Raw genomic sequence first — 25,177 nt, 5'->3', positions numbered from 1 at the left:
AAGATCATCACGTGCAGGCGGAGACGCGAACAATGGCGATATCTGAAGTGCAATCGCTCAGGGATGGCGCGAAAACCACGCTGACGGAGCATCCGCTGATGCTGTCGGTGAACGGCGAACAGCTTCATGCGCAGGTGATGGCGGATACGCCGCTCTTGCTGGTACTGCGCAACGATCTGGCGCTCAACGGCCCGAAGTACGGCTGCGGCCTGGGCGAATGCGGTGCGTGTACCGTGTTGATCGACGGCGTGGCGGCGCGCTCCTGCGTGATCCCGGCGCTCGGCGTGTCCGGCCGGGCGATCGTGACCCTGGAAGGCCTTGGCGATCGCCAGCGCCCGCACCCGGTGCAGCGTGCCTTTATCGAAGAGCAGGCGGCGCAATGCGGCTACTGTCTCAATGGCATGATCATGACCACCAAAGCCCTGTTGGATCGTAATCCCGCCCCGAGCGAGGCGGAGATCCGTCAGGCGCTGTCCGGCAACCTGTGCCGCTGCGGCACCCATCTCGAAATCCTGCGTGCGGTTCAGCGCGCCATCATTCTCTGCCGCGATGAGGACGCCCACGCCCATGACTGATTCCCGTGTCCCATCGCCGAGCCAGGCCGACTTGCTGCAGCGCGACGGCGTGCTGCTGATCGTCGACAGCGTGCAACCGCCGCCGGGACTGGTGCCCAAAGGGCAAACGCCGGTGCTGAAGCCCAAAGAGCAGGGGCTGTTTATCGCCCTGTGCGGCAGCGGCGAAATCTATGCCTTTAACGGCCATGTCGATCTTGGCACCGGCGTGCGCACCGCGCTCGGGCAGATCGTCGCCGAAGAGCTGTACCTGCGCATGGATCAGGTGCAAATGGTGTTGGGCGATACCGAGCGCGCGCCGAATCAGGGCGCCACCATCGCCAGCGCCACGCTGCAGATCTCCGCCGTGCCGCTGCGCAACGCCGCCGCCGAAGCGCGCCGTTGGCTGTTGCGCCAGGCGGCGCAGCGCTTCGATGCGCCGGTGGAACAGCTGACGCTGGAGGAGGGCGTGATCCGCAGCCCGCAGGGGCAGGCGCTCAGCTACGCCGAGCTGGTGGCCGGCGGTCATGTCGAGCTGTCGATTTCCGGCGACGCGCCGCTGAAACCGCAGGCGGAGTATCGCCTGGTGGGCACCAGCACCGCGCGCGTCGATATTCCGGCCAAGGCGACCGGCGAAACCACCTACGTACACGATATGCGCCTGCCGAACATGCTGCACGGCCGGGTGGTGCGGCCGCCCTATGCCGGCTACGACAGCGGCGAATTTGTCGGCACCAGCCTGCTGGCGGTGGACGAAACCTCGATCGCGCATATTCCCGGCATCGTCAAACTGGTGGTGATCGGCGATTTCATCGGCATCGTCGCCGAGCGCGAAGAGCAGGCGATCAAGGCGGCACAGGCGCTGCAGGTCAGTTGGAAAGACTGGCGCCGCAATTTGCCGCAGATGACCGACGTGGCGCAGGCGCTGCGCGACAATCCGCACTCGACCCGGGTGGTGCACGATACCGGCGATGTGGACGCGGCGCTGGCGGCGGCCGACAGGCGCTTCACCCGCAGCTACCTGTGGCCGTATCAGCTGCATGCCTCGATAGGCCCTTCCTGCGCGCTGGCGGACTATCGGCCGGAGCGCCTGCAGGTCTGGTCAGGCAGCCAGAATCCGCACCTGCTGCGCGCCGATCTGGCCTGGCTGCTGGAATACCCGGAAGCGCAGATCGAGATCGTTCGCATGGAGGCGGCCGGCTGCTATGGCCGCAATTGCGCCGATGACGTCTGCGCCGACGCGGCGCTGCTGTCGCGGGCGGTGGGCCGACCGGTGCGGGTGCAGCTGACCCGCGAGCAAGAGCATGTGTGGGAACCGAAGGGCACGGCGCAACTGATGGAGGTGGACGGCGGGCTGGACGCCGCCGGGCACCCGGTCGCCTACGATTTTCGCACCTATTATCCTTCCAACGGCGCGCCGACGCTGGCGCTGTTGCTGACCGGCCGCGTCGAACCGCTGCCGGTGGCCTATGAAATGGGCGACCGCACCTCGGTGCCGCCATACGAATATCCGTCGCTGCGCGTCAGCATCGAGGACATGGCGCCGATCGTGCGCGCCTCCTGGATGCGCGGCGTTTCCGCCTTGCCCAACACCTTCGCCCACGAGTCTTATATCGATGAGCTGGCCCACGCCGCCGGCGTCGATCCACTGGAGTATCGGCTGCGCTACATCCATGATGAACGCGCCAGTGAACTGATGCGCAGCACCGCAGAACGCGCCGGCTGGACGCCGCATACCGAACCGATGCAGACCCCGGCGGAAGACGGCGTGCTGCGCGGGCGCGGCTTTGCTTATGCCCGTTACATCCACAGCAAGTTTCCCGGCTTTGGCGCGGCCTGGGCCGCCTGGGTGGCTGACGTGGCGATCGACAAAGCCAGCGGCGAAGTGGCGGTAACGCGCATCGTGGTCGGCCACGACGCGGGCATGATGGTTAACCCGGACGGCGTGCGTCACCAAATCCATGGCAACGTGTTGCAATCGACCAGCCGGGTGTTGAAAGAGCGCGTGACCTTTGAGGAATCGACGGTCTCCGCCAAAGAGTGGGGGGCTTACCCGATCCTGACCTTCCCGGAGGTGCCGGAGGTGGACGTGGTGATGATGCCGCGCCCTTACGATCCGCCGCTGGGCGCCGGGGAGTCGGCGTCGGTGCCCAGCGCGGCGGCCATCGCCAACGCGGTGTTCGACGCCACCGGCATTCGTTTTCGCGAGCTGCCGATCACCTCGGACAAGCTGCGTGAGGCCCTGAACGGGCCGGATGCCGAGCGGCAGGACGCGCCTCCCAAGAAAAAGAAACGCGGTAAATGGTGGTTCGGCGGCGCGGCGGGGCTGTTCGGCGCGGTGCTGGGCATCGCCGGCAGCGCCTTGCCATGGCGGACGGAGATCGCGCCGGTGGCGACGCCTGGCGCCGGCACCTGGTCGGCCGCCACGCTGGAGCGCGGCCGTCAGTTGGCCGCCGCCGGAGACTGCGCGGTTTGCCATACCGCGTCGGAAGGGGCGACCAACGCCGGTGGGTTGGCGATGGCGACGCCGTTCGGCACGCTCTACAGCACCAACATTACCCCGGACGTGGCAACCGGCATCGGCAACTGGTCGTTTACCGCATTCGATCGGGCGATGCGTCAGGGCATCGCCCGCGACGGCCGCCACCTCTATCCGGCATTTCCTTACACCGCCTTCAGTAAAATGACCGACGGCGACATGCAGGCGCTGTACGCTTATCTGATGTCGCAACCGGCGGTGCGCCAGAGCAATCCGGCCAATCAGATGCGCTTCCCGTTTAACCTGCGGCCGCTGATGGCGGGCTGGAACGCGCTATTCCTGCGCCAGGGGGAATATCAACCCGATCCGCAGCAAAGCGCGCAGTGGAACCGCGGCGCCTATCTGGTCAACGGCCTTGGCCACTGCGCCGCCTGCCATTCGCCGCGTAATCTGCTGGGGGCGGAAAAGGGCGGCGCGGCCTTCCTGGCGGGAGGGATGGTGGACGGGTGGGAAGCGCCGGCGCTGAATCAATTGGCCAATGCGGACAAGCCCTGGACTGAGGAGCAGCTGTTTCAGTACTTCCGCACCGGGCATTCCGCCGAGCACGGCGTGGCGGCCGGGCCGATGGGGCCGGTGGTCAGCGAACTGGCGACGTTGCCGCAGAGCGATCTGCGGGCGATGGCCAACTATGTGATGTCGCTGAGCGCCAAGGCGACGCTGAATGTGGAACCGCAGGCGCAGTTGGCGGCCCGCGCGTTGCCTGCGGGTCAACTGGCGGGCGAGCGGTTGTTCCAGGGCGCTTGCCAGGCCTGCCACAGCGCCGCCGCCGGCGGGCCGCAGCTGTTCGGCGTCAGCCCGGATCTGGCCAATAACACCAATATCTTCAGCGATCGCCCCGATAACCTGATCAAGGTGATCCTGCAAGGGATCCCCAAGCCGGCCACCGCCGAATTGGGCTTTATGCCGGGCTTTAAGGACAGCTTTTCCGATCGGCAGGTGACGGCGCTGGTGAATTATCTGCGCCAACGCTATGCCGGCGACAAACCGGCCTGGCGCGACGTGGAGGCTCAGGTGGCGCGGTTGCGCGCAGAGCCTGGCACGCACTGAGCCGCCTCAGGCATGGCGCAGGAACGCTACCAGCCGCTGCGCCGGCAGCGGCAGCTGCGCCAGGTCACGTACCGCGATTGACAGACGCCGGGTTGCCCACTCGTCCGTCAGCGGCAGGGCGCCGTGTCGGATCTCCGGATGGCGTTGGGCGCTCTCTTCCGGCACCACCGCCAGCCCGGCGCCGCGCAGCACCATGCGGCAGATGGCGTCGAAATTAGCCGCACGCGCCCGCAGCCGCATCGGGCCGCCGCTGCGTATCGCCAGCTGTTCCAGATGCTGTTGCAGCGCACTCTCTTCCGGCAGGCCGATGAAATCAAAAGGCAGGGCGTCCGCAAAGCTGAGCGTGCGGCGGCCGCTGAGCGCATGCCCCGGCGGCAGCGCCAGCACCAGACGATCCTGGCGAAAAGGGTAGCTTGCCAGCCCACGCAGATCGGCGTGGTCCGCCACGATGCCGATATCCGCCGCCCGTTCGGCGATCGCCAGCGCGATGGCCGGGCTGGGCAGCTCCTCCAGCGCGATGTCGGTGTGCGGGTGCAGCACCAGAAAATCCGCCAACAGCTCCGGCAAAAAAGCGTCGGCGGCGACGGTATTGGCGACGATGCGCAGCTGGCTGCGCTGGCCCGGCGCGAACTCGGCCATATCACCCCGCAGCCGGTCGCGCTGTTGCAGCAGCACGCGCGCGTGTTGCAACAGGCGCTCACCGGCGGGCGTCGCCTGGACGCCGCGCGGATTGCGCGTCAACAGTGCCACGCCGGCCTGTTGTTCCAGCCCGCGCATGCGGGCGCTGGCGGCGGCCAGCGACAGCCCGACGCGCTCGGCGCCGGCGGTGATGCTGCCGGTTTCGAGCACCGCCACCAACAGCCGCAGATCGATAAAGTCAAAATGCATGCGTTCTTCCTCTGTCTTTGCCGCAGGCAGGCTCTGCCATTGCCGCATTGTGCTGCGGCGCGGCGCTGGCCACAATCGAGCCGTTGATTCGCCATAAGGATAGACGCATGTCGCTGACGTTACTCGAGATTATCGCCCTGACGGGCATTTTTACGCTGGCCGGCACGGTCAAAGGGGCGATCGGTCTGGGGTTGCCGACGGTGTCGATGGGGTTGCTCAGCCTGATGATGCCGCCGGGGCAGGCCGCCGCGCTGCTGCTGTTGCCCTCGCTGATCACCAACCTGTGGCAGTTGCTGTGCGGGCCACGGTTGGGGGCGCTGTGCCGGCGGCTCTGTCCGATGATGCTGTGCGTCATGCTGGGCACGTTATTGAGCGCCGGCGCGCTCACCGCAACCGATGGCCGCCTGGCGCCGCTGGCGCTGGGCGTTTGCCTGATCGGCTATGCGCTGTTGGGATTCACCCGTTTCGACTGGCGCGTTTCCGCCACGGCAGAGCCTTGGCTGGGGCCGCTGTGCGGCCTGGTGACCGGCGTGCTGACCGGCGCCACCGGCGTATTCGTCATACCGGCGGTGCCCTATCTGAACGCATTGGGCCTGGCGCGTGACGATCTGGTGCAGGCGCTGGGGCTGTCGTTCACCGTCTCGACGCTGGCGCTGGCCGCCGGATTAGCCTGGCATCAGGCGCTGCCCGCTACGCTGCTCGGCGGTTCGCTGTTGGCGTTGTTGCCGGCGCTTGCCGGCATGTGGTTGGGGGAGAGGGTGCGTCGTCATTGTCGCCCGCAGCTGTTCCGCCGCCTCTTCTTTATTGGGTTATTAATCTTGGGCATTGAGATTATTTGGCGATTCAATTAATTGAATCGATAGCATCTGCGTGTAATTAGGTTCGGTATATTATTCTGGATTTTATTCCAATATAATTATTTTCAGCAGTGAGAATACACCTTCAGTCATTCTTGTCAAAAAATAGCCCTTATGACAGCGGTTCCTGCGCCAGTGGTTTCTGGGGAATGGCAGTTCTACAGGCAATGGTTATGGCGGCAATGGCACTGGACCGAGAGAGGCCAGAGAATCCAGAACCAAACGCTAATTAACAGCTGCAATCCCAGCACAGAAGTAAAATTCTGTGCTTTTATGGGGTATATGATGAATAAATATGTTGTTTTTATAAAGAGCGATGAATCAAGGGTGCAGAGAAAGGAAGTGGTTACACGAGAAATAATTAAAGATATGAAGCAGAAAGGGTTCAGAAAGCATCATATTGAAGTAGAAGCTGAGAACGAAAATGATGCCATTAACCAACTAAATAAGAACAGCAATGACTATTTGGACTCATTGAGAAATTTTTCCGGTGATTTATTGTTTTGCTCTGTTTGCGTCATTGTTATGGTCATGGTTTATTTATTCAATTGAGCCATAATCCAGTTTTGAATCATTCATTTTTTTATACTATCCGATTGCCCGCTAAAAACCCAATAAGGCTCAGGCCTGCGGGCCGCCCAAAATGGTCTCCCACATGCCGGCGAGAATGCGTTTGCCGATTTCGCTCTTCAGTCTTCATACCCGCCGTGGGTGATAGCCATGTCTTTGCCGTGCGCCACGTCGCAGCGTTTGCGTGCCTTCAGCACCAGATCTTGATAACGCAGCAGGGTGTCTTCGATGCCCTGCGAGTGGGTCTGAACGGCGATGGGGCAAGGCGATTTTTGCTGCCCGCTTCCGCTTTCAATTTACGGCGCGGCGCATTGCGCGATATTCTGGTTTTCTGATGGGCTAACGGCGGATGAGGGAACCATGATTGACAGCCAGGTGTTTGAACAACAAAGCCTCGACAATCTGCTGAGCTATTGGCGGCGCCATCGCCGCCTGCCGGGCGCGCGCTATCCGGCCGGGCCGACAGACAGCCTGTGTGACGTGCCGGGCGTCAGCGTCGGGCATCACACCTTGGCCGACGGCGAATGCCAGACCGGCGTCACCGCCATCGTGCCGCCGGGCGATCTGTTCAACCAACCGTTGCCGTGCGGCAGCGCGGTGCTCAATGGCTTCGCCAAGCCGCTGGGATTGGTGCAATTGAATGAGCTGGGGGAGTTGCAAACGCCGATCCTGCTGAGCAACACCTTCGCCGTCGGCACGCTGTTCAACGCCATGGTGCGGCGCAGCTGCTTGCGCTACCCGCAGATCGGCCGCGGCAGCGCCACCATCAACCCGCTGGTGCTGGAGTGCAACGACGGCTACCTCAACGATATTCAGGCGATGGCGGTGCGTGAGGAGCACGTCTTCAGCGCGCTGGATAACCATTCCACCCGCTTTGCGCGCGGCAGCGTCGGCGCCGGGCGCGGCATGAGCAGCTTCGGCCTGAAGGGCGGCATCGGCACCGCCTCGCGTTATTGCCCGGGGCTTGGCACCACGCTCGGCGTGCTGGTGCTGGCCAACTTCGGTACCCTCGACTCGTTGACGCTGAGCGGCGTGCGCGTCGGCCCGGCGCTGGGCAAGCTGCTGGCGGACCCACCGCCGCAGGTGGACGCCGGTTCGGTCATTATCATCATCGCCTGCGATCGGGCGCTGGACAGCCGGCAACTGAACCGTATCGCCCGCCGAGCGGGCGCGGGTCTGGGGCGGGTGGGCAGCCATTGGGGGCACGGCTCCGGCGACATCGCGCTGGCGTTCTCCACCCGGTTGCTGGGGGCCACGCTGCCGGACGAACGGCTGGAGCCGCTGTTTGCGGCTGCCGCGGATGCCACCGAATACGCAGTATTGGATGCGTTGCTGAGCGCCGAGGGCGTCAGCGGTTTCCAGCAGCACGCGCGTATGGCGTTGGGCCCGCTGCTCGATCGGCTGGCGGCAAATTGAATAACGGGAGTGTGATGTGAAAGTCTTTATCTCTGCGGATATCGAGGGTATTGCCGGCGTGATGCGGCCGGAGCAGTGCAACCCGGCCCATGCTGACTATGCGGTGGCGCGCGAGCTGATGGAGCAGGAGGTCAACGCCGCCATCGACGGCGCTTTTGCCGGCGGCGCCACCGAGGTGACGGTGGCCGACAGCCACGCCATGATGCAGAATCTGCGCGCCGATCGCATCGATGCGCGGGCGCGCCTGGTGCAGGGCAAGCCGCGCGGGCTGTCGATGGTGGAAGGGCTGCAGCATCAACGTTACGACGGCCTGATGTTTATCGGTTATCACAGCGCCGCCGGCGAACGCGGCGTGCTGGCGCATACCATCAACGGCCGGGCCTTTTATCGCGTCAGCCTGAACGGCGAGGTGGTAGGCGAAAGCGATCTGTATGCGGCGATGGCGGCGGAGTTGAACGTGCCGCTGTGGTTGGTGAGCGGTGACGACGAGCTGCAACGTTGGATCGCTGAACGTTATCCGCAATCTGGCTATGTTTGCGTAAAACGCGCCCTCTCGCAAACCGCCGCCGAATCGCTCAGCCCACAGCGGGCGCGGGCGGAGATCCGCGAGCGGGCGATGCAACAGGTGCGCCAGGGCGCCAGACTGCCGGTGGAGCGCCGTTTTATGCCACCTTACCGGCTGACGCTGATGGCGGCCAAACCGGTGCTGGCGGATCTGTTCAGCCTGGTGCCTGGCGTGGAGCGCCAGGACGCGCTGACCGTGGCCTTCGACAGCGACAACATGGCGGCGCAAATCAACCTGCTCAGCGTCTTCTCCTATCTGGCGACGACGCAGAGTTGACCCCGGTGCGGGTGCCTGCCCGCACCGCACGATTCTCCAATAGAAAAACCCTCTTCAACATTAAGTCTACTGGATAATAGGCTACGCTAATTATTGCTCTGTTGCGCTATATCACCTGACGGGCGCAACAAGCCATTCCCATAACAAGATTTGTTTCGCCGAAGGCAGTGACGCCTTCGGTTTTTTTGGAGTCATGAGCAATGAGCATATCCCAAGTTCCGCTTTCGCGGCGGCGGTTTATCGTCGGCGCCGGGGCGTTGGTGATCGGCGCCTATCTGCCGTCCACCGGCGCGCTGGCGCGTTCGGCTGCCCCGATCGCCTCCGGCGCGGCGGCGTTAGACGCCAACGCCTTCGTTCAGATCGGCGCCGACGGCGTCGTCACCGTCATCAGTAAACACACCGAAGTGGGCCAGGGGGTCTATACCGGCATGGCGACGCTGGTCGCCGAAGAGCTCGATGCCGACTGGGCACAGGTGCGGGTCGTGGCCGCGCCGGTGGACACCAATATCTACAAAAACCTGGCCTTCGGATTCCAGGGCACCGGCGGTTCCAGCTCGGTGGCCAATGCCTATGAGCAAATGCGGCGCATGGGCGCCATGGCGCGCGCGCTGTTGGTGCAGGCCGCCGCGCAGAGCTGGAAAACCTCGGCGCAGGAAATCACCGTGCAGGCAGGCAAGATCCACCATGCCGCCAGCGGGCGCGAAGCGGGCTTCGGCGAATTCGCCGCGCTGGCCGCCACGCTGCCGCCGCCGGATCCCGCCAGCCTGACGCTGAAGGATCCGGCCAATTTCACCCTGATCGGCAAAACGCGCGGTTTGCACCGCGTCGATTCGCTGGCGAAAACCAACGGCAGCGCGCAGTTCTCGCAGGATATCCACGAGCCGGGCATGTTGACCGTCACCATCAAAAAACCGCCGCGTTTCGGCGGCAAGGTGGCGACGTTTGACGCCGAACGCGCGCTGGCGGTACCGGGCGTGGTGGCGGTGAAACAGGTTGCCACCGGCGTGGCGGTTTACGCCAACAATACCTGGGCGGCGATCCAGGGGCGGGACCGGCTGCGGGTCACCTGGGACGACGCGCAGGCGGAGCGACGCAACACCGAGGAAATCTACGCCGAGTTCCGCCAGGTGGCGCAGAAAACCGGCGTGGTGGCGAAGAGTCTTGGCAAGCCGGACGAGGTGTTCGACAAGGCCGACAAGGTGATCGAGGCCGAATACACCTTCCCGTACGTCGCGCACGCGCCGATGGAGCCGCTGGACGGCTATCTGTTCTGGGACGGCGAGAGCGTCAAGGCGCGCTACGGCTGCCAAATCCAAACGCTCGACCACAAGCAGCTGTGCGATCTGTTCGAGTTGCCGCCGGACAAGGTACAGATTGAAACCATTCTGGCGGGCGGCAGCTTCGGCCGGCGCATCGATTTAGGCAACCCGACGCTGGGGCCGGATCTGGCGGCCGACATGGCGGCGGCGGCCAAAGGCATCGGCCCCGGCCACGGCGTGAAGGTGGTGTGGACGCGCGAGGACGACATCCGCAACGGCTGGTATCGCCCGATGATCCTGCACCGCCTGCGCGGCGCCATTCGGGGCGGCAAGGTGGTGGGCTGGACCGATACCGTGGTCGGTCACTCCTGGACGCGCCACAGCGCGATGGATGCGCTGGTGGTCAACGGCCTCGATCAGATGATGGTCGAAGGCGCCAGCGAGGTCTCATACACCTTCGAAGCCTTCCGCTGCGATGCGCATATCGTGCCCGGCAAGGTGCCGACCACCTCGCTGCGGTCGGTCGCCAGCACCCACACCGGCCACGCGGTGGAGAGCTTTATCGATCAGCTGTTGCAGGAAACCGGCCAGGATCCGGTCGAAGGGCGGCTGGCGCTGATGGGCGATGCGCCGCGCGCGGCGGGCGTGCTGCGGGCGGTAGCGAAAGCCGCTGACTGGCAGGGCGCTAAAGTGGTAGACGGACGCGCGCGCGGCGTGGGCGTCGCCAAGGCGTTCGACACCTATGTGGCGCAGGTGGCCGAGGTGTCGATCGGCGAAGGCGGCATCCCGAAAGTGCATAAAGTGTGGTGCGCGGTGGATTGCGGCGTGGCGGTGAACCCCGACGTGATCCGCGCGCAGATCGAGGGCGGCATCGGTTACGGCCTGAGCCTGGCGCTGTACGGCAATATCACGCTGAAAGACGGCGTGGTCGAACAGTCCAACTTCAATAACTTCCGCCCGTTGCGCATCGATGAGATGCCGGAGATCGAGGTGATCATTGTGCCCTCGACCGAGAAACCGACCGGCGTGGGCGAGCTGGGGGTGCCGACCATTGCCCCGGCAGTCGGCAACGCGCTGGCGCTGCTCGGGCGGCCGCGCACCTCGCTGAGCCTGCCGCTGCATAATCCCACTGCGAATCCGGCGTCTGACAAGGAGAGAACCTGATGATTCAATTAACCGTAAACGAGCAGCCGCTGACCTTCGAGGGCGATCCGCACATGCCGCTGCTGTGGTTCTTGCGTGACGAAGCCGGCCTGACCGGCACCAAATTCGGCTGCGGCATCGCCATGTGCGGCGCCTGTACCGTGCATCTGGACGGCGTGCCGGTGCGTTCATGCATGATGCCGGTCTCCGCCGCCGTCGGCAAAAAAATCACCACCATCGAAGCCGTGGGCGCCACGCCGGAAGGCAAGGCGGTGCAGGAAGCCTGGCTTGATCTGGACGTGGTGCAGTGCGGTTACTGCCAGTCCGGCCAGATCATGAGCGCCAGCGCGCTGCTGGCGCAAAGCAAGAACCCGAGCGATGCGGACATCGACGCGGCGATGGGCGGCAACGTTTGCCGTTGCGCCACCTATGTGCGCATTCGCGCCGCCATCCACCAGGCCGCCAAGGCGTTGGGTTAGGGAGAGATGCGATGAGCAATGCCTTGAAAGGGCTGTTATGGCTGATTATCGCCGTGGTGGTGTTGGCGGGAGGATACGCGCTGTATACGCTGCTGCGGCCCACCGGCGCTGAGCCTGCGGCGCCGATCGCCGGGGCGCCGGCCGGCATCACCGACAAACTGGCGCGCGGCGAGTACCTGGCGCGTGCCGCCGACTGCGTGGCGTGCCACACCGCGCCGGGCGGCGCGCCTTATGCAGGCGGCTTCGCCTTCAAGTTGCCGTTCGGCACCATTTACGGCACCAACATCACCGCCGACAAGGAAACCGGCATCGGCAACTGGAGCGACGATCAGTTCGTGCGCGCGGTGCGTGAGGGCATCGGCCCACAGGGCAACCTGTATCCGGCGATGCCTTATACCTCGTACACCGAACTGAGCCGCGATGACGTGCTGGCGATCAAGGATTATCTGTTCAGTCTGCCGCCGGTGAAACAGGCCAACCCGCAAAACGAGCTGTCGTTCCCGTTCAACCAGCGTTGGGGCATGAAATTCTGGAACCTGGCGTTCTTCCAGGAGCAGCGTTTCGCGCCGGATCTCAACAAGGATGAACAGTGGAATCGCGGTGCCTATCTGGCGACGGCGCTCGGCCACTGCGGCGAGTGCCATACGCCGCGCAATCTGGGGTTTGGTCTTAACCAGAGCAAGCACCTGAGCGGTGAAGTGGTGCAGGGCTGGTTCGCCGCCAACATCACGCCGGACAAACAGACCGGCATCGGCGGCTGGAGCGACCAGCAACTGTCGCAATATCTGGCCACCGGCCATGCGCCGGGGCGCAGCAGCGCCGCCGGCCCGATGGCGGAAGCGGTGGAAAACAGCCTGCAGTTCCTGACGCCGGAAGATAATCTGGCGCTGGTGAAATACCTGCGCGACATCGAACCCATCGCCGGCGACAGCGCGGCAGCGGTGAACTTGCAGCCGAAGGGCGCGGGGGCTTCCACCCCGATCCTGCCGGGCGGGCAAGACAGCTCGCTCGGGCGGCGGATGTTCGCCAACGACTGCAGCGGCTGCCACCAGTGGAACGGGCCGGGCCGCCAGAGCGAGTACGCGTCGCTGGTGGGCAGCACGGCGGTGAACGATCCGCAGGGGCGCAGCGTGGTGCAGGCTATCCTGAAGGGGACGAGCATCAGCGTCGGCGAGCGGCATGAGATGATGCCGTCGTTCGGCAGCGCCTATTCCGACGAGGAAGTGGCGGCGGTCGCCAACTTCGTGGTCGGCCATTTCGGCGACAAGCAGGGCAAGGTCACCGCCAAACAGGTGGCGGAGCAGCGCAAGCAGTAAAGAAAGCGGCGAGGGAGATTCTCCCTCGCCGCGGCGTCAGCGGCTGCGCCGCGACATCACCCGTTTGTCTTTCGGTCTATCCTGCCAGTCCTCAACCTGATTATTGAAGTTGTCCGCCAGCAGGTAAGCCGGGGTTTTCGCCAGCCAGTCGGACAACGAAATATCCTGATAAATGCCGTTGTCCATCACGATCAGTACCTTCAAATCCTCATCGCCGATGTTCTCGATGTAATGGCCGAAGCCCTGCGGCACGTAACCGACGTCCGAAGGGGCGTACTCTTCCGTCTGCGCGTGGCCGTGCGAGCTGAACACCGTCATCCGGCCTTTGCCGGCAATATAGTATTGCCATTCGTTGGCGTTGGGGTGCCAGTGCAATTCCCGGATCGCGCCGGGTTTCACGATCTCGATGATGCCGGTCATGGTGGTGGAAATAGGAAATTCTTTCGACGACACCAAATGGACGCTGCCGGCGTCATTTTCAAAGAACGGCTTTTGCTTCATTAATTCATAGCGGTGGGTCAGCGGGGCATTATTTAATCCGCCGTCGCTTTTCGGCAATGGCAAGGCGGGCGGAACGGCGCCGCCGACAATATACGCTTCGCCCTGTTTGGCCTTGGAAAATACCGCCGCCGGCATGTCGACGCTTTTTTCCAATACCTCTTTCGGCATATGCGCCACCCAGTCGGTGATGCTGAAGGTACCGAATTCGGAGAAATGCCCGTTATCGAATGCCAGAATAAAATGCGCGCCGTCCGCCAGCGCCTGAATGGAATGGCCATAGCCTTTCGGGAAATACCAGACGTCGCCGGGGCCGAAATCCGCCACCTCACATTTTCCCTCGGGATCGAGGATGGTGATGCGCGCATGGCCTTCCAGCATGAATGCCCATTCGGCGGCGATGGCGTGCCAATGCAGTTCGCGCACGCCGCCCGGCTCCAGCGTCATGTCGACGCCCGCCACGCCTTCGGAGATCGGGAATTGCTCGACGGTGGCTTCGCGTGCCCAGCCGTTGGGCAGGCTGCGTTTTTTGCTGTCGGTGAATTTGTATTTATAGAGATGCTGCGCATCGGCAGGCGGCTGATAGCTGCTGGGAGGCACGATATTACGATGGTCGTCGGCAGCGGCATTTTTGGCGATGCCGCCGATCATGCCGGCGGCGGCCGCGCTGACGGCGGAGACTTTCAATATATCACGACGCGATAGCATAGCATTTTCTCCAATATAAACCGTGCGCCTGCAGCAGCAGGCGACGGGGAAGGCGCGATCGCCATTGAAATGATTTTTTGTCATCGGCGGGAATAGGCTGTGACCCTTAAATCCTAGCGGCTGGAATGTATTGCGTAGGCGCTTATTTGTTTGCGTTTGTTACTAAGTGAGTGCAGGTTTAATTAATTGTCCGGAAGTTGAATAGTCATGGATCTGAATTAATCTTCCCCCGTAATTAAATAAACAAAGTGACAATAAAGCGCATTATTTTGGGTTATTTCCTTCCGATTGCGCTATGGGTGTGCGCAAAAAGCGTGCAGCGGCGACATTGCAGTGCATTTACGCTAAATCGTGACGCCTTTCACAACGCTGACGTATGGCTATTGCCGAGTATTCGCGAGTATGGTGATACTTTTAGCGCGGTCGAGAAGACCGCACACCATTTTTATTGCGGCGTGTTACTGCTAAAGCAGGCAAGACCAAAATAGGAATGCACTTCTCCTTGTGACGAGGCGCATTTCCATTTTGGTCTTTTTTTTTGCATTTTACTGGGGAAAACGATGGACTATCAGAAACTTGGCTTAGAAATATTGGCGCGGGTCGGCGGTAAAGGCAACGTCAGCAAGCTGACGCACTGCGCGACCCGTTTGCGTATGGAATTCAACGACGACGCTAAAGTGGATTCGAAGGCGATCGAAGCCCTGCCGGGCGTTATCAGCGTGGTGGTGCGCGGCGGCCAGTTTCAGATCGTGGTCGGCAATAACGTGCAGCAAACGTTCCGCGTGCTGCAAAAGGAGATTGGCCAGCCGCAAACCGGCGCTCAAAAGCAGCAGCCGAAAGGTGACGTGGTGTCACGGATTATCAGCGTGATTTCCACGACCTTTACCCCGGTGATCCCGGCCATTACCGGCGCGGGGATGATCAAGGCACTGCTGGCGATCCTCAAGCTGGCCGGGGCGATAGATCCCGCCGGCACGACCTATCGATTGCTGGATACCGTCGCCGATGCGGCGTTTTTCTTCCTGCCGGTGCTGTTGGCTTACGGTGCCGCGATAAAATTCGAGTGCAATCCCATCCTGGCGATGACCCTCGCCGGCGCGTTGCTGCACCCTAATCTGGCTCAGATGCTGGCGGCAGGCACCGCGATTGATTTTCTCGGCATGCCGGTGCGGCTGGCGGATTATGCCGGCTCGGTGTTGCCGATCATTTTTACCGTGTGGCTGATGTCCTATATCGAGCGGTTTGCCGAGAAAGTTTCGCCGACGATGATCAAGTTCTTCACCAAACCGATGATTGTGCTGCTGGTCACCGCGCCGCTGGCATTGGTGGTGGTCGGACCGTTCGGCATTTTCCTCAATGACATGGTGGCCGCCGGTGCGGCGATCGTCGATGGTAGGGCTAGCTGGCTGATTCCTATGTTGATGGGCGGGCTGCAGCCATTTTTGGTGATCACCGGCACCGCCTGGGCGATGACACCGATAGCCACCGGCCAATTGACCAAGAATGGTTTTGAGATGATTAACGGGCCGGGCATGTTGGCGTCCAATATTGCGCAAGGTGCGGCGACGCTATGTGTGGCATTCCGCACCAAGAACACGAATTTGCGCCAGTTGGCGTCCTCCGCCGGTTTTACCGCGTTGTTGGGGATCACTGAACCCTCGCTGTACGGGGTGACGCTGAAACTGCGCAAGCCGTTGATCGCAGCGATGATCGGCGGTGGCTGCGCCGGCATTTACGCCGGGTTGAGCGGGTTGGTGCGCTATGCCTTCGTTTCTCCTGGCCTGGCTGCTTTGCCGGCGTTTATCGGTGAGAACCCGATGAATATCGTGCATGCGCTGATCACTTGCGCCATTGCCATCGTCGTGACCTTTGCCCTGACCTGGATCCTTGGCTTCGACGATCCGGTCGAGGAGGCGACCGAAGTGACTCAGGTGGCGGCCGACGAGGTATCGCCGGTTTTCAGCCCGCTGACTGGCAAAGCCGTGACGTTGGATCAGGTCAACGATGACGTCTTCTCACAGGGCTTGTTGGGCCAGGGCATGGCGATCATACCGTCGGAAGGGGTGCTGCGTGCGCCGCTGGACGGCGAGATCGTGACTTTCCTGCCGTCAAAACATGCGGTCGGCATCAAGGGGGACAACGGTGCGGAGCTGTTGCTGCATATCGGCATCGACACGGTAAACCTGGGTGGCCAACACTTTGACTCCGGACTGCAGATTGGCGATCGCGTGAAGGTCGGCGACGAGCTGGTGCGTTTTGACATCGGCGCGATCGCCGCATTGGGCTTCGATCTGACGACGCCGGTATTGATCGTCAACAGCGAAGCGTTTCAGGTTCAGGTGTTACCTAAGCCGCATGGCGTTCATGCCGGTGAGACGATTATGGCGCTGAAGGCCAATAAGGAGCCGGCATGATTTATCAACGCTTGCACGATTTTCCCGCCGAGTTTCTCTGGGGCGCGTCGACTTCCGCCTATCAGGTGGAGGGCGCATGGAATGAAGACGGAAAAAGCCCGTCGATCGTCGATATGCTTGAACATCCCGCAGGCACGGCGGATTTTACGGTGGCCAGCGATCACTATCATCGCTTTCGCGAGGATGTGAAGCTGTTCGCAGAACTGGGGTTAAAGGCCTACCGGTTTTCGGTTGCGTGGACGCGCGTGTTGCCCGATGGCGTCGGCGAAGTCAATGCGCCGGGGCTGGCGTTTTACCGGCAGTTGATCGACGAATTGCTGGCGCACGGCATCGAGCCGGTGGTGACGCTGTATCATTTCGATCTGCCTTATGTGCTGGAGCAGCAGGGCGGCTGGTCCAATCGCGCCACCATCGAGGCTTTTGTCACTTACGCCGGCGTGCTGTTCGACGCCTTCGGCGATCGGGTGAAGTATTGGCTCACCATCAATGAACAGAACACCATGATCCTGCACCCCGGCGCTATCGGCACGCCCAAAGGCGGTGCGTTGCCTGACAAACGGACGCTGTATCAGCAGAGTCATCATATGTTGGTCGCTCAGGCCAAAGTCATGGCATTATGCCATCAGCGCTGTCCCGGCGGGAAAATTGGCCCGGCGATCAATACCACCTCGATGTATCAGGAGACCTGCAATCCGCTGGATGCCATTGCCGCTCATAACTGGGAGACGTTGCGCTGTTGGAGTTTTCTCGATGTGGCGGTGCATGGCCGCTACAACGCCCTGGCCTGGCGTTATCTCGAGGATCGGGGGTGGGCGCCGGACAGGGAGCCGGAGGACGCGGCGCTGCTGTTGGCGGCACGACCGGATTATGTGGCGATCAATTACTATTCCACCGCCACGATCGCCGCTAGCCGCGGCGACGGTGCAGACGTGAGCGCACGCGCCGGCGATCAGCAAATTATGCTCGGCGAACCGGGTGTGTATCGTGCGGCGGAAAACCCGTTTGTCGGCAAGACGCGCTACGGATGGGTGATCGATCCGGTTGGCCTGCGCTTAACGCTGCGCAAGACCTTCGAACGCTATCACCTGCCGATACTCATCACGGAGAACGGCATTGGCGCGCCGGATGAATTGCGGGCGGATGAGACCATCGACGACGACTATCGCATTGAATTCATGCGGCAGCATGTCGAACAGATGCGGCTGGCGATCAACGATGGCGTCGAGCTGCTCGGTTACTGCCCGTGGGCGGCGATTGACGTAGTCAGTACGCATCAAGGTTACGCCAAGCGCTATGGATTTATCTACGTGAACCGCGGAGAACGGGATCTTAAGGATCTGCGGCGCATCAAAAAACGCAGTTTTGACTGGTATCGGCAGCTTATCGCCGCCAATGGCCGGTTGGGCAAATAAGCAAGGTGACGGCCGAGACGATGAAAGTCATTAAGGTGCTCAACAACAGTCTGGTGTTAACCGCGGACGACGATAACCGTGAGGTTATCGTCATGGGCAAGGGAATTGGTTTTAACAGCAAAACCGGAGACGAGATCAACTCGGCCGCCATTGAGAAAGTGTATGTGGTGCAGGAGGGGCAAAAAGGGCGCGATTATCTGCGGCTGATTGAAACTGCCCCGACGGAGCACATCGAAATTGTGCAGATGATCCTCAGTGAGGCCAACCGCCAACTGAACGGCAACATTAATGAACAGATTTTCTTTACGCTAGTGGATCACGTCAGTTTTGCTATCGAACGTCATCACAAGGGTATCGCCATCCAAAACCGCCTGCTGTTCGAGGTGAAGCGTTTCTACCCGCGAGAGTTTGCGGTGGGGCTGCAAGCGTTGGCCTACATTAACCAGCGGCTGAATATCCATCTGCCTGAAGAGGAAGCGGGCAATATCGCCTTTCACCTGGTCAACGGCCAGACCGAAGTGCAAAACATGGAGCACACGTTGCTGGCGGTGAAGATGCTGAAAGATATTTTCAATATCATCAAGTATCACTTTCGCCTCAATATCGACACCGATTCGCTGAACTACGCGCGCTTTTTAGTGCATATGCAGTTCTTTATCCAGCGCATGCTCGACGGCAAACAGATGACCTCGAAGGCCGATTTTCTGTTTGCTCAGATGACGGCCGAGTACCCGCATGCCTATCGTGGCGCGCTATTGATCCGCGATTACGTGAAGAATCTGCTGCAAATGGAGATGTCGAACGATGAGCTGCTGTATTTGATGATCCACCTGACGCGCATCACCGATCAGCCCGAGGCCTGAACCGCCTCGGCGACCAGTTCGCGAAAGCGCTCGACGATCGGCGAGGCCGGGCTATGGCGCAGCGCCAGGTAAAGCGGGGCGCTGAGCTGCGCTTCTTCGGCGAGAGTGCGGTAGACAATGCCGTCGCCGCCCAGCCGCCGCATCGAGCCGGGCACGATTGACAACCCCAGCCCGGCGCCGACCAGGCTGAGGGTGGCCGGCAGGCGTGGCGCTTCCTGCACGATGCGCGGGCTGAAGCCGGCGCGGTGGCAGGCGGCCAGGATGGCGTCGTACAGCCCCTGGCCGGCCGGGCGGCGATAGAGAATAAACGCCTCGTGGGCCAGTTCGGCCAGCGGCAGCGGCTGCTGCGTTTCTTGCGCCAGCCGGTGGCCCAGCGGCAGGGCGACGATCATCGGCTCGCTGAGCACCGGCTCGACGCTCAGGCCGGGAATGCCGTTGGCCGGCGAACGCACGAAGGCGGCGTCGAGGCGCTGTTCCAGCAACGCCTCCATCAGTTCGCCGCTGCCGGCTTCTTCCAACTGGGTGGTGATACCCGGCAGGATGTCGCGGTAGCGGCGCAGCAGGTTGGGCACGAACGGATGCAGCGCGGCGGAACTGGTGAAACCGATGGCGATGTGGCCCTGCTCGCCGCGGGCGGCGCGCTGTACCGCTTCGCGCAGGCGTTCGGCGCGCGCCAGCAGGGCGCGAGCCTCTTCAAACAGCACGCCCCCCGCTTCGGTGACGCGCACGCCGCGCGGCAGGCGCTGCAACAAGGTTACGCCCAGTTCGTCTTCCAGCCCCTGCAGCAGGCGGGTCAGCGGCGGCTGTTGGATAAACAGCCGCTCGGCGGCGCGGGTGATGTTGCCTTCTTCCACCACGGTGACGAATGCCCGCAGGCGACGCAGTTCGATCATAGCCATACCTCAAAGGTATTGTTAGTTTCTCCGGAATGCATTAGACATCATGGCACGGCGGCGCGCATGATACCAGACATCAAAACAAGCGATGTGGAACGGCAATGTCATGTCAGATATCAATACGTTAAAACCGCACCCGGCGGCAGCGCCGGGTAATGCGGAGCTGTTTTTGGGCTTTCTCTGGCTGGGGCTGATCGGCTTCGGCGGCGTGCTGCCGATGGCGCGCAGTATGCTGGTGGAGCGCCGGCGCTGGCTGAGCGGCGAACAGTTTACCGAGCTGCTCGGTCTGTGCCAGTTCCTGCCCGGCGGCAATGTGATCAACCTGTCGGTGGCGGTGGGCATGGAGTTTCGCGGGCTGCGCGGCGCGCTGTGCGCCTTGCTGGGCCTCATCAGCGCGCCGACGGCGATCGTGGTGGGGCTGGGCGTGGTGTACGCCCGCTTCCAAAACGATCCGCATGTGCAGCATGTGTTCGCCGGGCTGGCCGCCGCCGCCGCCGGGCTGCTGCTGTCTACCGGGATCAAGATGCTGCTGCCGCTGCGCGGTAAATGGCCGGCGATGGCGATCGTCGCGCTGGCGCTGATCGCCATCGCCTGGCTGCGCCTGCCGCTGTTGCCGACCATGCTAGTGCTGGCGCCGCTGAGCATTCTGCTGATGTGGCGGTGGCCGTCATGAGCGGGGTGTTGATTGCGTTGGCGCTGATCTTCACCGAGCTTTCTTTATTGGCGTTCGGCGGCGGCATGACCATTCTGCCGGAAATGCAGCGGCAGGTGGTTGAGGTGCATCAGTGGATGAGCGCCCAGGAGTTCAGCGCGCTGTTCGCCATGGCGCAGGCCGCGCCGGGGCCGAACATGATGATCGTGCCGCTGGTCGGCTGGCACGTCGCCGGCTGGGCGGGGCTGTTAGTGTCTTCGATCGCCAAGTTCGGGCCGTCTTCCATCGTTACGCTATTGGTGATGGGCGCCTGGCGGCGCTTTAAGGATCGCCCGTGGCGCCGCATCGTGCAGGCCGGACTGGTGCCGCTGACCGTGGGGTTGGTGGCGGCCAGCGGTATCTTGATCGCCGAGGCTTCCGCGCCCAGCTGGCGGCTGGCGGCAATCGTGGCGCTGGCGACGGGGTTGAGCATGAGCAAGCGTCTCCATCCGCTGTGGGTGCTGGCGGGCGGCGCGCTGCTCGGGTTACTGTTCGCCTGAAGGGTTAGCGCGGGATCAGTACAAAGCGCGAAGGGCCGTTGCGGTCGATCAGCTCATAGCGCTTCGGCGCGGTCAGGGCCAGAAACGCCACCATGCTCCCTTCGGCGTCGGTCAGCGTCATGCCGTCCGGCGTCGGCCGCCAGGCGACCGGCAGCGCGTGCAGCGCCAGCGGCTGCAGGCATTGAGCGGGGGCGCTGAAACGGAAAGCGTTGGTGTTGGCCACCGCTTCGTCGCTCAGCTGCACCTCGCAGACGGTTTTACCGTCGCCGATGGCGGCGAGCTGCCAGTCGCCCTTCAGCGCGGCGGGTTCCAGCAACGGCAGTGAACTGCCCAGGGCACTGCTGCACAATATGCTCATAACGACTCCTGTCAGGCTGGCGCGGCGCAAGGCGCGCATAAGGAAATGGGTTGGCATCGGGTCACTCCTTTCGGCTGTCCGTTCACACTTTAGCACGTACCTATCTTGATGATGAGGGAAGGATTAGGTTTTTTAATCCTCGATTATTCTGATCTGATCGGTGATAAAATACGCAAAAAGACGAATAATTAACCCGTTAATGCGCTCATTTTTCTCATTAATATAGTGAGAATACAAATTGTTATGCGTATCTCCATCTCTATGCACGGCGCGGTGAAGCCAGGCCGGGTGGGCTCGCGCCAGCGGGGTGAGTCACTATACTGGTCATTCCTAAGCCTTGGCTTAGATTAGAACGACTGATGAATAGTCTTACAAAGCGAGTGGGTTCCTATTGTGTAAAAGGAGAATACAATGCGCAGTCGCCACAACGACATTTTGCAAGATGACGATGAGTTCACCAGCCTGGCCGCCACATCCCCCAACGATCATAACTATCAGTTTTACTATCACCAGCCCGGCAGCCCCTATGACGGATTGGGCTACGGCGCGCTGTTCACGCTGGACAACGCTAACCTGTACAGCAACCAGCGCGGCGGGGCGGCGATTAATAATTTGGGTAAAATCCGCGATAACTTCAGCTTCGATCGCGCCGCCGATCAGTTGACGCGGCCGGGCCTGACGCACAACGGCGACCAGGTGTATCACCAGCCGGTCGCGCTGACCTATTCCTTCCTGACGCAGAGCGCGCTGAACCGCATCGGCCAGACCGGTGACGGCGACAAGGGGTTGCAGCCGTTGACCCAGGCGGCGCAGGCTCAGGCGCTGAAATCGATGCAGGCGTGGGCCGACGTGGCGAACGTGACCTTTACCGAGGCGGCGTCCACCGATATCAACCACCGAGCGGACATCACCTTCGCGTACTTCACCCAGCGCGCCGACGGTAGCACCGCCGCCGGCAGCGGCCCGAATGCCATCAACGCGTACGCCTATTACCCGCCGAGCGCCAAACCGGGCAGCGATAACGCCTTTGCGGGCACGGTGTGGTTCAACAAGAACTTTGCCACCCATCAGGCGCCGGTTAGCGGTGACTTCAGCAGCCAGACCTTCACCCACGAGTTGGGGCATGCCCTGGGGCTGGCGCACCCGGGATCTTATGACGCGTCGCTGGGCAACCCGAGCTACCAGAACGATGCCGCCTATTATCAAGATTCGTTGCAATACTCGATCATGAGCTATTTCAACGCCGGTTACACCGGCGCCGACACCAAAGGGGTCTATGGCTATGGCCCGATGGTGGATGACATCGCCGCGATCCAAAAATTGTACGGCGCCAACATGAGCACCCGCACCGGCGACACGGTGTACGGCTTCAACTCCAACACCGGGCGCGATTTCCTGACCGCCACGGCGGACAACGGCAAACCGGTCAACTTCGCGGTGTGGGACGCCGGCGGCAACGACACGCTGGACTTCTCCGGCTACAGCCAGCAGCAGATGATCAACCTGAACGACGGCGCGTTCTCCAGCGTCGGCGGCGGCACGCAGAACGTCGCCATCGCGCGCGGGGCGATCATCGAGAACGCCATCGGCGGCAGCGGGCGCGATGTGATCATCGGCAACGATCAGGACAACCTGCTGGCGGGCAACGCCGGCTCCGATATCCTGTACGGCGGCCTGGGGGCGGATCATCTGTGGGGCGGCAAAGACGCCAATAACTTCACCGACTATTTCGTCTATCTCAACGCCAAAGAGTCCACGGTGGCGGCGTTCGACGTGATTGAAGACTTCGAGCACGGCATCGACAAGATCGATCTCTCCGGCCTGCGCTTCAACAACAGCCTGAGCGAGCTGCGCTTTATCGACAGCGGCAGCGCCTTCAGCGGCCAGAAAGGCGAGATCCAGCTCAACTTCGACGCCTTCAACGGCACCACCGATCTGCTGATGAACACCCAGAGCAACAGCTATGCCGCCGACTTCAAGATCCACGTGGTCGGGCAGGTCGAGCAGAGCGATATCTTGTTTGCCTGAGGTGATGAAGGGAAAAGAGAAAAGGGCCGAACGGCCCTTTTTTTACGGCTGGGCCGCCGCCGCGCTTTCCGTCACGAAGGAACCGGTCGTCACCTCGCCGGCGCGGCGGTAGTGGGCCACGATCACGCCGCCGGGCGAGACCACCGAGTGGGTCAGCGTGAAGGCCGCCGGCGCCGCGTTGTCATCGAACAGCCGCTTGCCGCCGCCGAGCAGCACCGGGTAGGTGAGCAAGCGCAGTTCATCCACCAGATCGTTGGCCAGCAGCTGTTGCATCAGCGTGCTGCTGCCCTGCACCAGCAGCACCGGCCCCTGGGTGCGCTTCAGCTCGCGCAGCCGGGCGAGGATGTCTTGCCCCAGCCACTGGCTGTTCTCCCACGTCAGCGTCTCGCCGTGGTGGGTGGCGACGTACTTGGCCGCCTGATTGAACACGCGGGCGATGTCGGCGGAAAACGGGTCGGCCTCGTCGGTGATATGCGGCCAGTAGCCGGCGAAGATATCGTAGGTGCGCCGCCCGAGCAGCAGATCGAAAGGCGCAGAGAAAAGATCGCTCATCGTTTCCGCGACGGCGTCATCCCAATAGGGCGCGGTCCAGCCGCCGAAGCGAAAGCCGCCGCTGCGGTCTTCGTCTTGCCCGCCGGGCGCCTGCATCACGCCGTCGAGGCTGACGAACGCGCTGGCAATAATCTGTCGCATGGCTGTCTCCTGCAGTTGAGTGCCAGCTGAAAGTTTAGCCGCCGTGCGGCGGCCGCGCCAACCGGCCGCTCAGGGTTGCAGCGCCTTGAGCAACGCCTGATGGAAGCGCGCCGGCTCCTCCATTTGCGGCGCATGGCCCAGCCCGGCGAACTCGATCAGCGTGGCGTGCGGGATGAGTTTCGCCGCCTGTTTGCCCAGCACCGCGTAATGCCCAATTTTGGCCTTGACTGCCGGCGGGGCGATATCGCTGCCGATGGCGGTGGTGTCGGCGGTGCCGATCATCAGCGTGGTGGGGGTTTGCAGATCCTTGAACTCGTAGTACACCGGCTGGGTGAAGATCATGTCGTAGATCAGCGCCGAGTTCCACGCCACCAGGCGGTGGCCCGGCCCGTTGTTCAGCCCGGCCAGCATATCCACCCAGCGATCGTACTCCGGCTTCCAGCGGCCGCCGTAGTAGGTGTGCTGCTCATAATTGCGGATGCCCTCGGCGGTGGTGTTCAGCTCGCGCGCGAACCATTGATCGACGCTGCGCCACGGCACGCCTTTCGCCTTCCAGTCCTCGAGGCCGATCGGGTTGACCATCACCAGCTGTTCCACCGCCTGCGGATACATCAGGCTGTAGCGCGTGGCCAGCATGCCGCCGGTGGAGTGGCCGATGACGATGGCCTTGCTGATGTTCAGGTTCTGCAGCAGGCCGTGGGTATTTTGCGCCAGCTGCTGGAAGCTGTACTGGTAATGCGCCGGCTTGGTAGAGGAGCAAAAGCCGATTTGGTCCGGCGCGATCACGCGGTAGCCGGCCTTGCTCAGCGCCTTGATGGTGTCCTGCCAGGTGGCGGCGCAGAAGTTTTTACCGTGCAGCAACAGCGCGGTGCGGCCGTTGGCGGCGCCTTCCGGCGGCACGTCCATATAGCCCATTTTTAACGGCTGCCCCTGCGAGGTGAAGCTGAACTGCTGCAACGGGTAGGGGTAGTGAAAGCCCTGCAGCTCCGGGCCGAACGTCGGCGTTTCGGCGGCGCCGGCGTTGAACGCGGCCAGCGCGGCGCACAGCAGCGCACTACGGGTGAATCTCAGCATCCTGATCTCCTGAAAACGGACGAGAGCCGAGTATAGCCATAATCGGCGCGGCGGCGCGCCAGTGGTTTCAGATAATTCTGTATATGACGGTTTGATTCCCGGCCAGATTCCGGGCAACGCTCTTTTTCACAGTGAA

General features: G+C 62.4%; 21 protein-coding genes and 1 pseudogene. 15 read left to right on the top strand and 7 right to left on the bottom strand.

Annotated elements, in window-relative coordinates; genetic code table 11:
- Positions 1-32: 32 nt before the first annotated feature.
- Both BVU99_RS16550 and BVU99_RS16545 read left to right on the top strand, forming a co-directional pair.
- Positions 33-575, top strand: a complete 543-nt coding sequence (locus tag BVU99_RS16550; RefSeq protein WP_025302744.1) for a (2Fe-2S)-binding protein — start codon at positions 33-35, stop codon at positions 573-575.
- A complete protein-coding gene (locus BVU99_RS16545) occupies positions 568-4,137 on the top strand; it encodes a molybdopterin cofactor-binding domain-containing protein (protein ID WP_060447209.1) in 3,570 nt (1,189 codons plus the stop codon). Before BVU99_RS16550 ends, BVU99_RS16545 begins: the two co-directional genes overlap by 8 nt.
- A gap of 6 nt (positions 4,138-4,143) precedes the next feature.
- Here the strand turns inward: BVU99_RS16545 and BVU99_RS16540 are convergent, their stop codons facing one another.
- A complete protein-coding gene (locus tag BVU99_RS16540; protein WP_099816816.1) occupies positions 4,144-5,025 on the bottom strand; it encodes a LysR substrate-binding domain-containing protein in 882 nt (293 codons plus the stop codon).
- A 107-nt stretch (positions 5,026-5,132) separates the two neighbouring features.
- On the opposite strand from BVU99_RS16540, the gene BVU99_RS16535 reads away from it, so the two are divergent.
- Both BVU99_RS16535 and BVU99_RS16530 read left to right on the top strand, forming a co-directional pair.
- Positions 5,133-5,876 (top strand): sulfite exporter TauE/SafE family protein, encoded by a 744-nt coding sequence (locus tag BVU99_RS16535; RefSeq protein WP_099816817.1) that lies wholly within the window; start codon positions 5,133-5,135, stop codon positions 5,874-5,876.
- Positions 5,877-6,167: 291 nt separating this feature from the next.
- Positions 6,168-6,434, top strand: a complete 267-nt coding sequence (locus BVU99_RS16530; protein WP_043143311.1) for a hypothetical protein — start codon at positions 6,168-6,170, stop codon at positions 6,432-6,434.
- Between the two features lie 69 nt (positions 6,435-6,503).
- Here the strand turns inward: BVU99_RS16530 and BVU99_RS25325 are convergent.
- Positions 6,504-6,709, bottom strand: a pseudogene (locus tag BVU99_RS25325) (monooxygenase); the annotation flags it as partial.
- A 103-nt stretch (positions 6,710-6,812) separates the two neighbouring features.
- On the opposite strand from BVU99_RS25325, the gene BVU99_RS16520 reads away from it, so the two are divergent.
- From BVU99_RS16520 to BVU99_RS16500, 5 genes are all read left to right on the top strand, one after another.
- On the top strand, positions 6,813-7,868 hold the full coding sequence (locus BVU99_RS16520) for a P1 family peptidase (RefSeq protein WP_025302749.1): 1,056 nt from the start codon (positions 6,813-6,815) through the stop codon (positions 7,866-7,868).
- 16 nt (positions 7,869-7,884) lie between these two features.
- Positions 7,885-8,709: a M55 family metallopeptidase gene (locus BVU99_RS16515; protein WP_043143230.1), complete on the top strand. Its 825-nt coding sequence runs from the start codon at positions 7,885-7,887 to the stop codon at positions 8,707-8,709.
- 200 nt (positions 8,710-8,909) lie between these two features.
- A complete protein-coding gene (locus BVU99_RS16510) occupies positions 8,910-11,132 on the top strand; it encodes a molybdopterin cofactor-binding domain-containing protein (RefSeq protein ID WP_025302751.1) in 2,223 nt (740 codons plus the stop codon).
- Positions 11,132-11,590, top strand: a complete 459-nt coding sequence (locus tag BVU99_RS16505; protein ID WP_043143229.1) for a (2Fe-2S)-binding protein — start codon at positions 11,132-11,134, stop codon at positions 11,588-11,590. Before BVU99_RS16510 ends, BVU99_RS16505 begins: the two co-directional genes overlap by 1 nt.
- Positions 11,591-11,601: 11 nt before the next feature.
- Positions 11,602-12,906, top strand: a complete 1,305-nt coding sequence (locus BVU99_RS16500; RefSeq protein ID WP_043143228.1) for a c-type cytochrome — start codon at positions 11,602-11,604, stop codon at positions 12,904-12,906.
- Positions 12,907-12,942: 36 nt separating this feature from the next.
- Here the strand turns inward: BVU99_RS16500 and BVU99_RS16495 are convergent, their stop codons facing one another.
- A complete protein-coding gene (locus BVU99_RS16495; protein WP_099816818.1) occupies positions 12,943-14,112 on the bottom strand; it encodes a cupin domain-containing protein in 1,170 nt (389 codons plus the stop codon).
- A gap of 560 nt (positions 14,113-14,672) precedes the next feature.
- Here BVU99_RS16495 and BVU99_RS16490 point away from each other — a divergent pair.
- The 3 genes from BVU99_RS16490 to BVU99_RS16480 are packed head-to-tail and all read left to right on the top strand — an operon-like array spanning position 14,673 to position 18,801.
- Positions 14,673-16,526, top strand: coding sequence for a beta-glucoside-specific PTS transporter subunit IIABC (locus BVU99_RS16490; RefSeq protein WP_049295547.1), 1,854 nt, complete (start codon positions 14,673-14,675; stop codon positions 16,524-16,526).
- The gene (locus tag BVU99_RS16485; protein WP_099816819.1) at positions 16,523-17,938 is read left to right on the top strand and encodes a glycoside hydrolase family 1 protein; all 1,416 of its coding nucleotides are present in this window, start codon (positions 16,523-16,525) and stop codon (positions 17,936-17,938) included. The genes BVU99_RS16490 and BVU99_RS16485 overlap by 4 nt, the downstream gene beginning before the upstream one ends.
- A gap of 20 nt (positions 17,939-17,958) precedes the next feature.
- Positions 17,959-18,801 (top strand): PRD domain-containing protein, encoded by an 843-nt coding sequence (locus tag BVU99_RS16480; RefSeq protein ID WP_049295550.1) that lies wholly within the window; start codon positions 17,959-17,961, stop codon positions 18,799-18,801.
- Here the strand turns inward: BVU99_RS16480 and BVU99_RS16475 are convergent.
- A complete protein-coding gene (locus tag BVU99_RS16475; protein ID WP_043143219.1) occupies positions 18,786-19,700 on the bottom strand; it encodes a LysR family transcriptional regulator in 915 nt (304 codons plus the stop codon). The genes BVU99_RS16480 and BVU99_RS16475 overlap by 16 nt on opposite strands.
- A gap of 103 nt (positions 19,701-19,803) precedes the next feature.
- Here BVU99_RS16475 and BVU99_RS16470 point away from each other — a divergent pair, with 103 nt between their 5' ends.
- Together BVU99_RS16470 and BVU99_RS16465 are read left to right on the top strand one after the other, a co-directional pair.
- Positions 19,804-20,370 carry a chromate transporter gene (locus BVU99_RS16470; protein WP_025302760.1) on the top strand — a complete coding sequence of 189 codons (567 nt, stop codon included), beginning with the start codon at positions 19,804-19,806 and terminating at the stop codon, positions 20,368-20,370.
- The gene (locus tag BVU99_RS16465) at positions 20,367-20,888 is read left to right on the top strand and encodes a chromate transporter (RefSeq protein WP_025302761.1); all 522 of its coding nucleotides are present in this window, start codon (positions 20,367-20,369) and stop codon (positions 20,886-20,888) included. The genes BVU99_RS16470 and BVU99_RS16465 overlap by 4 nt, the downstream gene beginning before the upstream one ends.
- Before the next feature lie 4 nt (positions 20,889-20,892).
- Here BVU99_RS16465 and BVU99_RS16460 read toward each other — a convergent pair whose 3' ends face one another.
- Positions 20,893-21,246: a protease inhibitor Inh/omp19 family protein gene (locus tag BVU99_RS16460; protein WP_043143214.1), complete on the bottom strand. Its 354-nt coding sequence runs from the start codon at positions 21,244-21,246 to the stop codon at positions 20,893-20,895.
- Positions 21,247-21,657: 411 nt separating this feature from the next.
- On the opposite strand from BVU99_RS16460, the gene BVU99_RS16455 reads away from it, so the two are divergent.
- A complete protein-coding gene (locus BVU99_RS16455) occupies positions 21,658-23,274 on the top strand; it encodes a serralysin family metalloprotease (protein ID WP_099816820.1) in 1,617 nt (538 codons plus the stop codon).
- A 42-nt stretch (positions 23,275-23,316) separates the two neighbouring features.
- Here BVU99_RS16455 and BVU99_RS16450 read toward each other — a convergent pair whose 3' ends face one another.
- Both BVU99_RS16450 and BVU99_RS16445 read right to left on the bottom strand, forming a co-directional pair.
- Complete coding sequence (locus tag BVU99_RS16450; protein WP_099816821.1) at positions 23,317-23,967, bottom strand: dihydrofolate reductase family protein; 651 nt, start codon at positions 23,965-23,967, stop codon at positions 23,317-23,319.
- A 69-nt stretch (positions 23,968-24,036) separates the two neighbouring features.
- Positions 24,037-25,041, bottom strand: coding sequence for an alpha/beta hydrolase (locus BVU99_RS16445; RefSeq protein WP_049206108.1), 1,005 nt, complete (start codon positions 25,039-25,041; stop codon positions 24,037-24,039).
- Between the last annotated feature and the right edge of the window lie 136 nt (positions 25,042-25,177).

This window comes from Serratia sp. OLAL2 (assembly GCF_002752475.1).
Classification (GTDB): Bacteria; Pseudomonadota; Gammaproteobacteria; order Enterobacterales; family Enterobacteriaceae; genus Serratia; species Serratia bockelmannii.
This window is presented reverse-complemented; position numbering and strand designations above follow the sequence as displayed.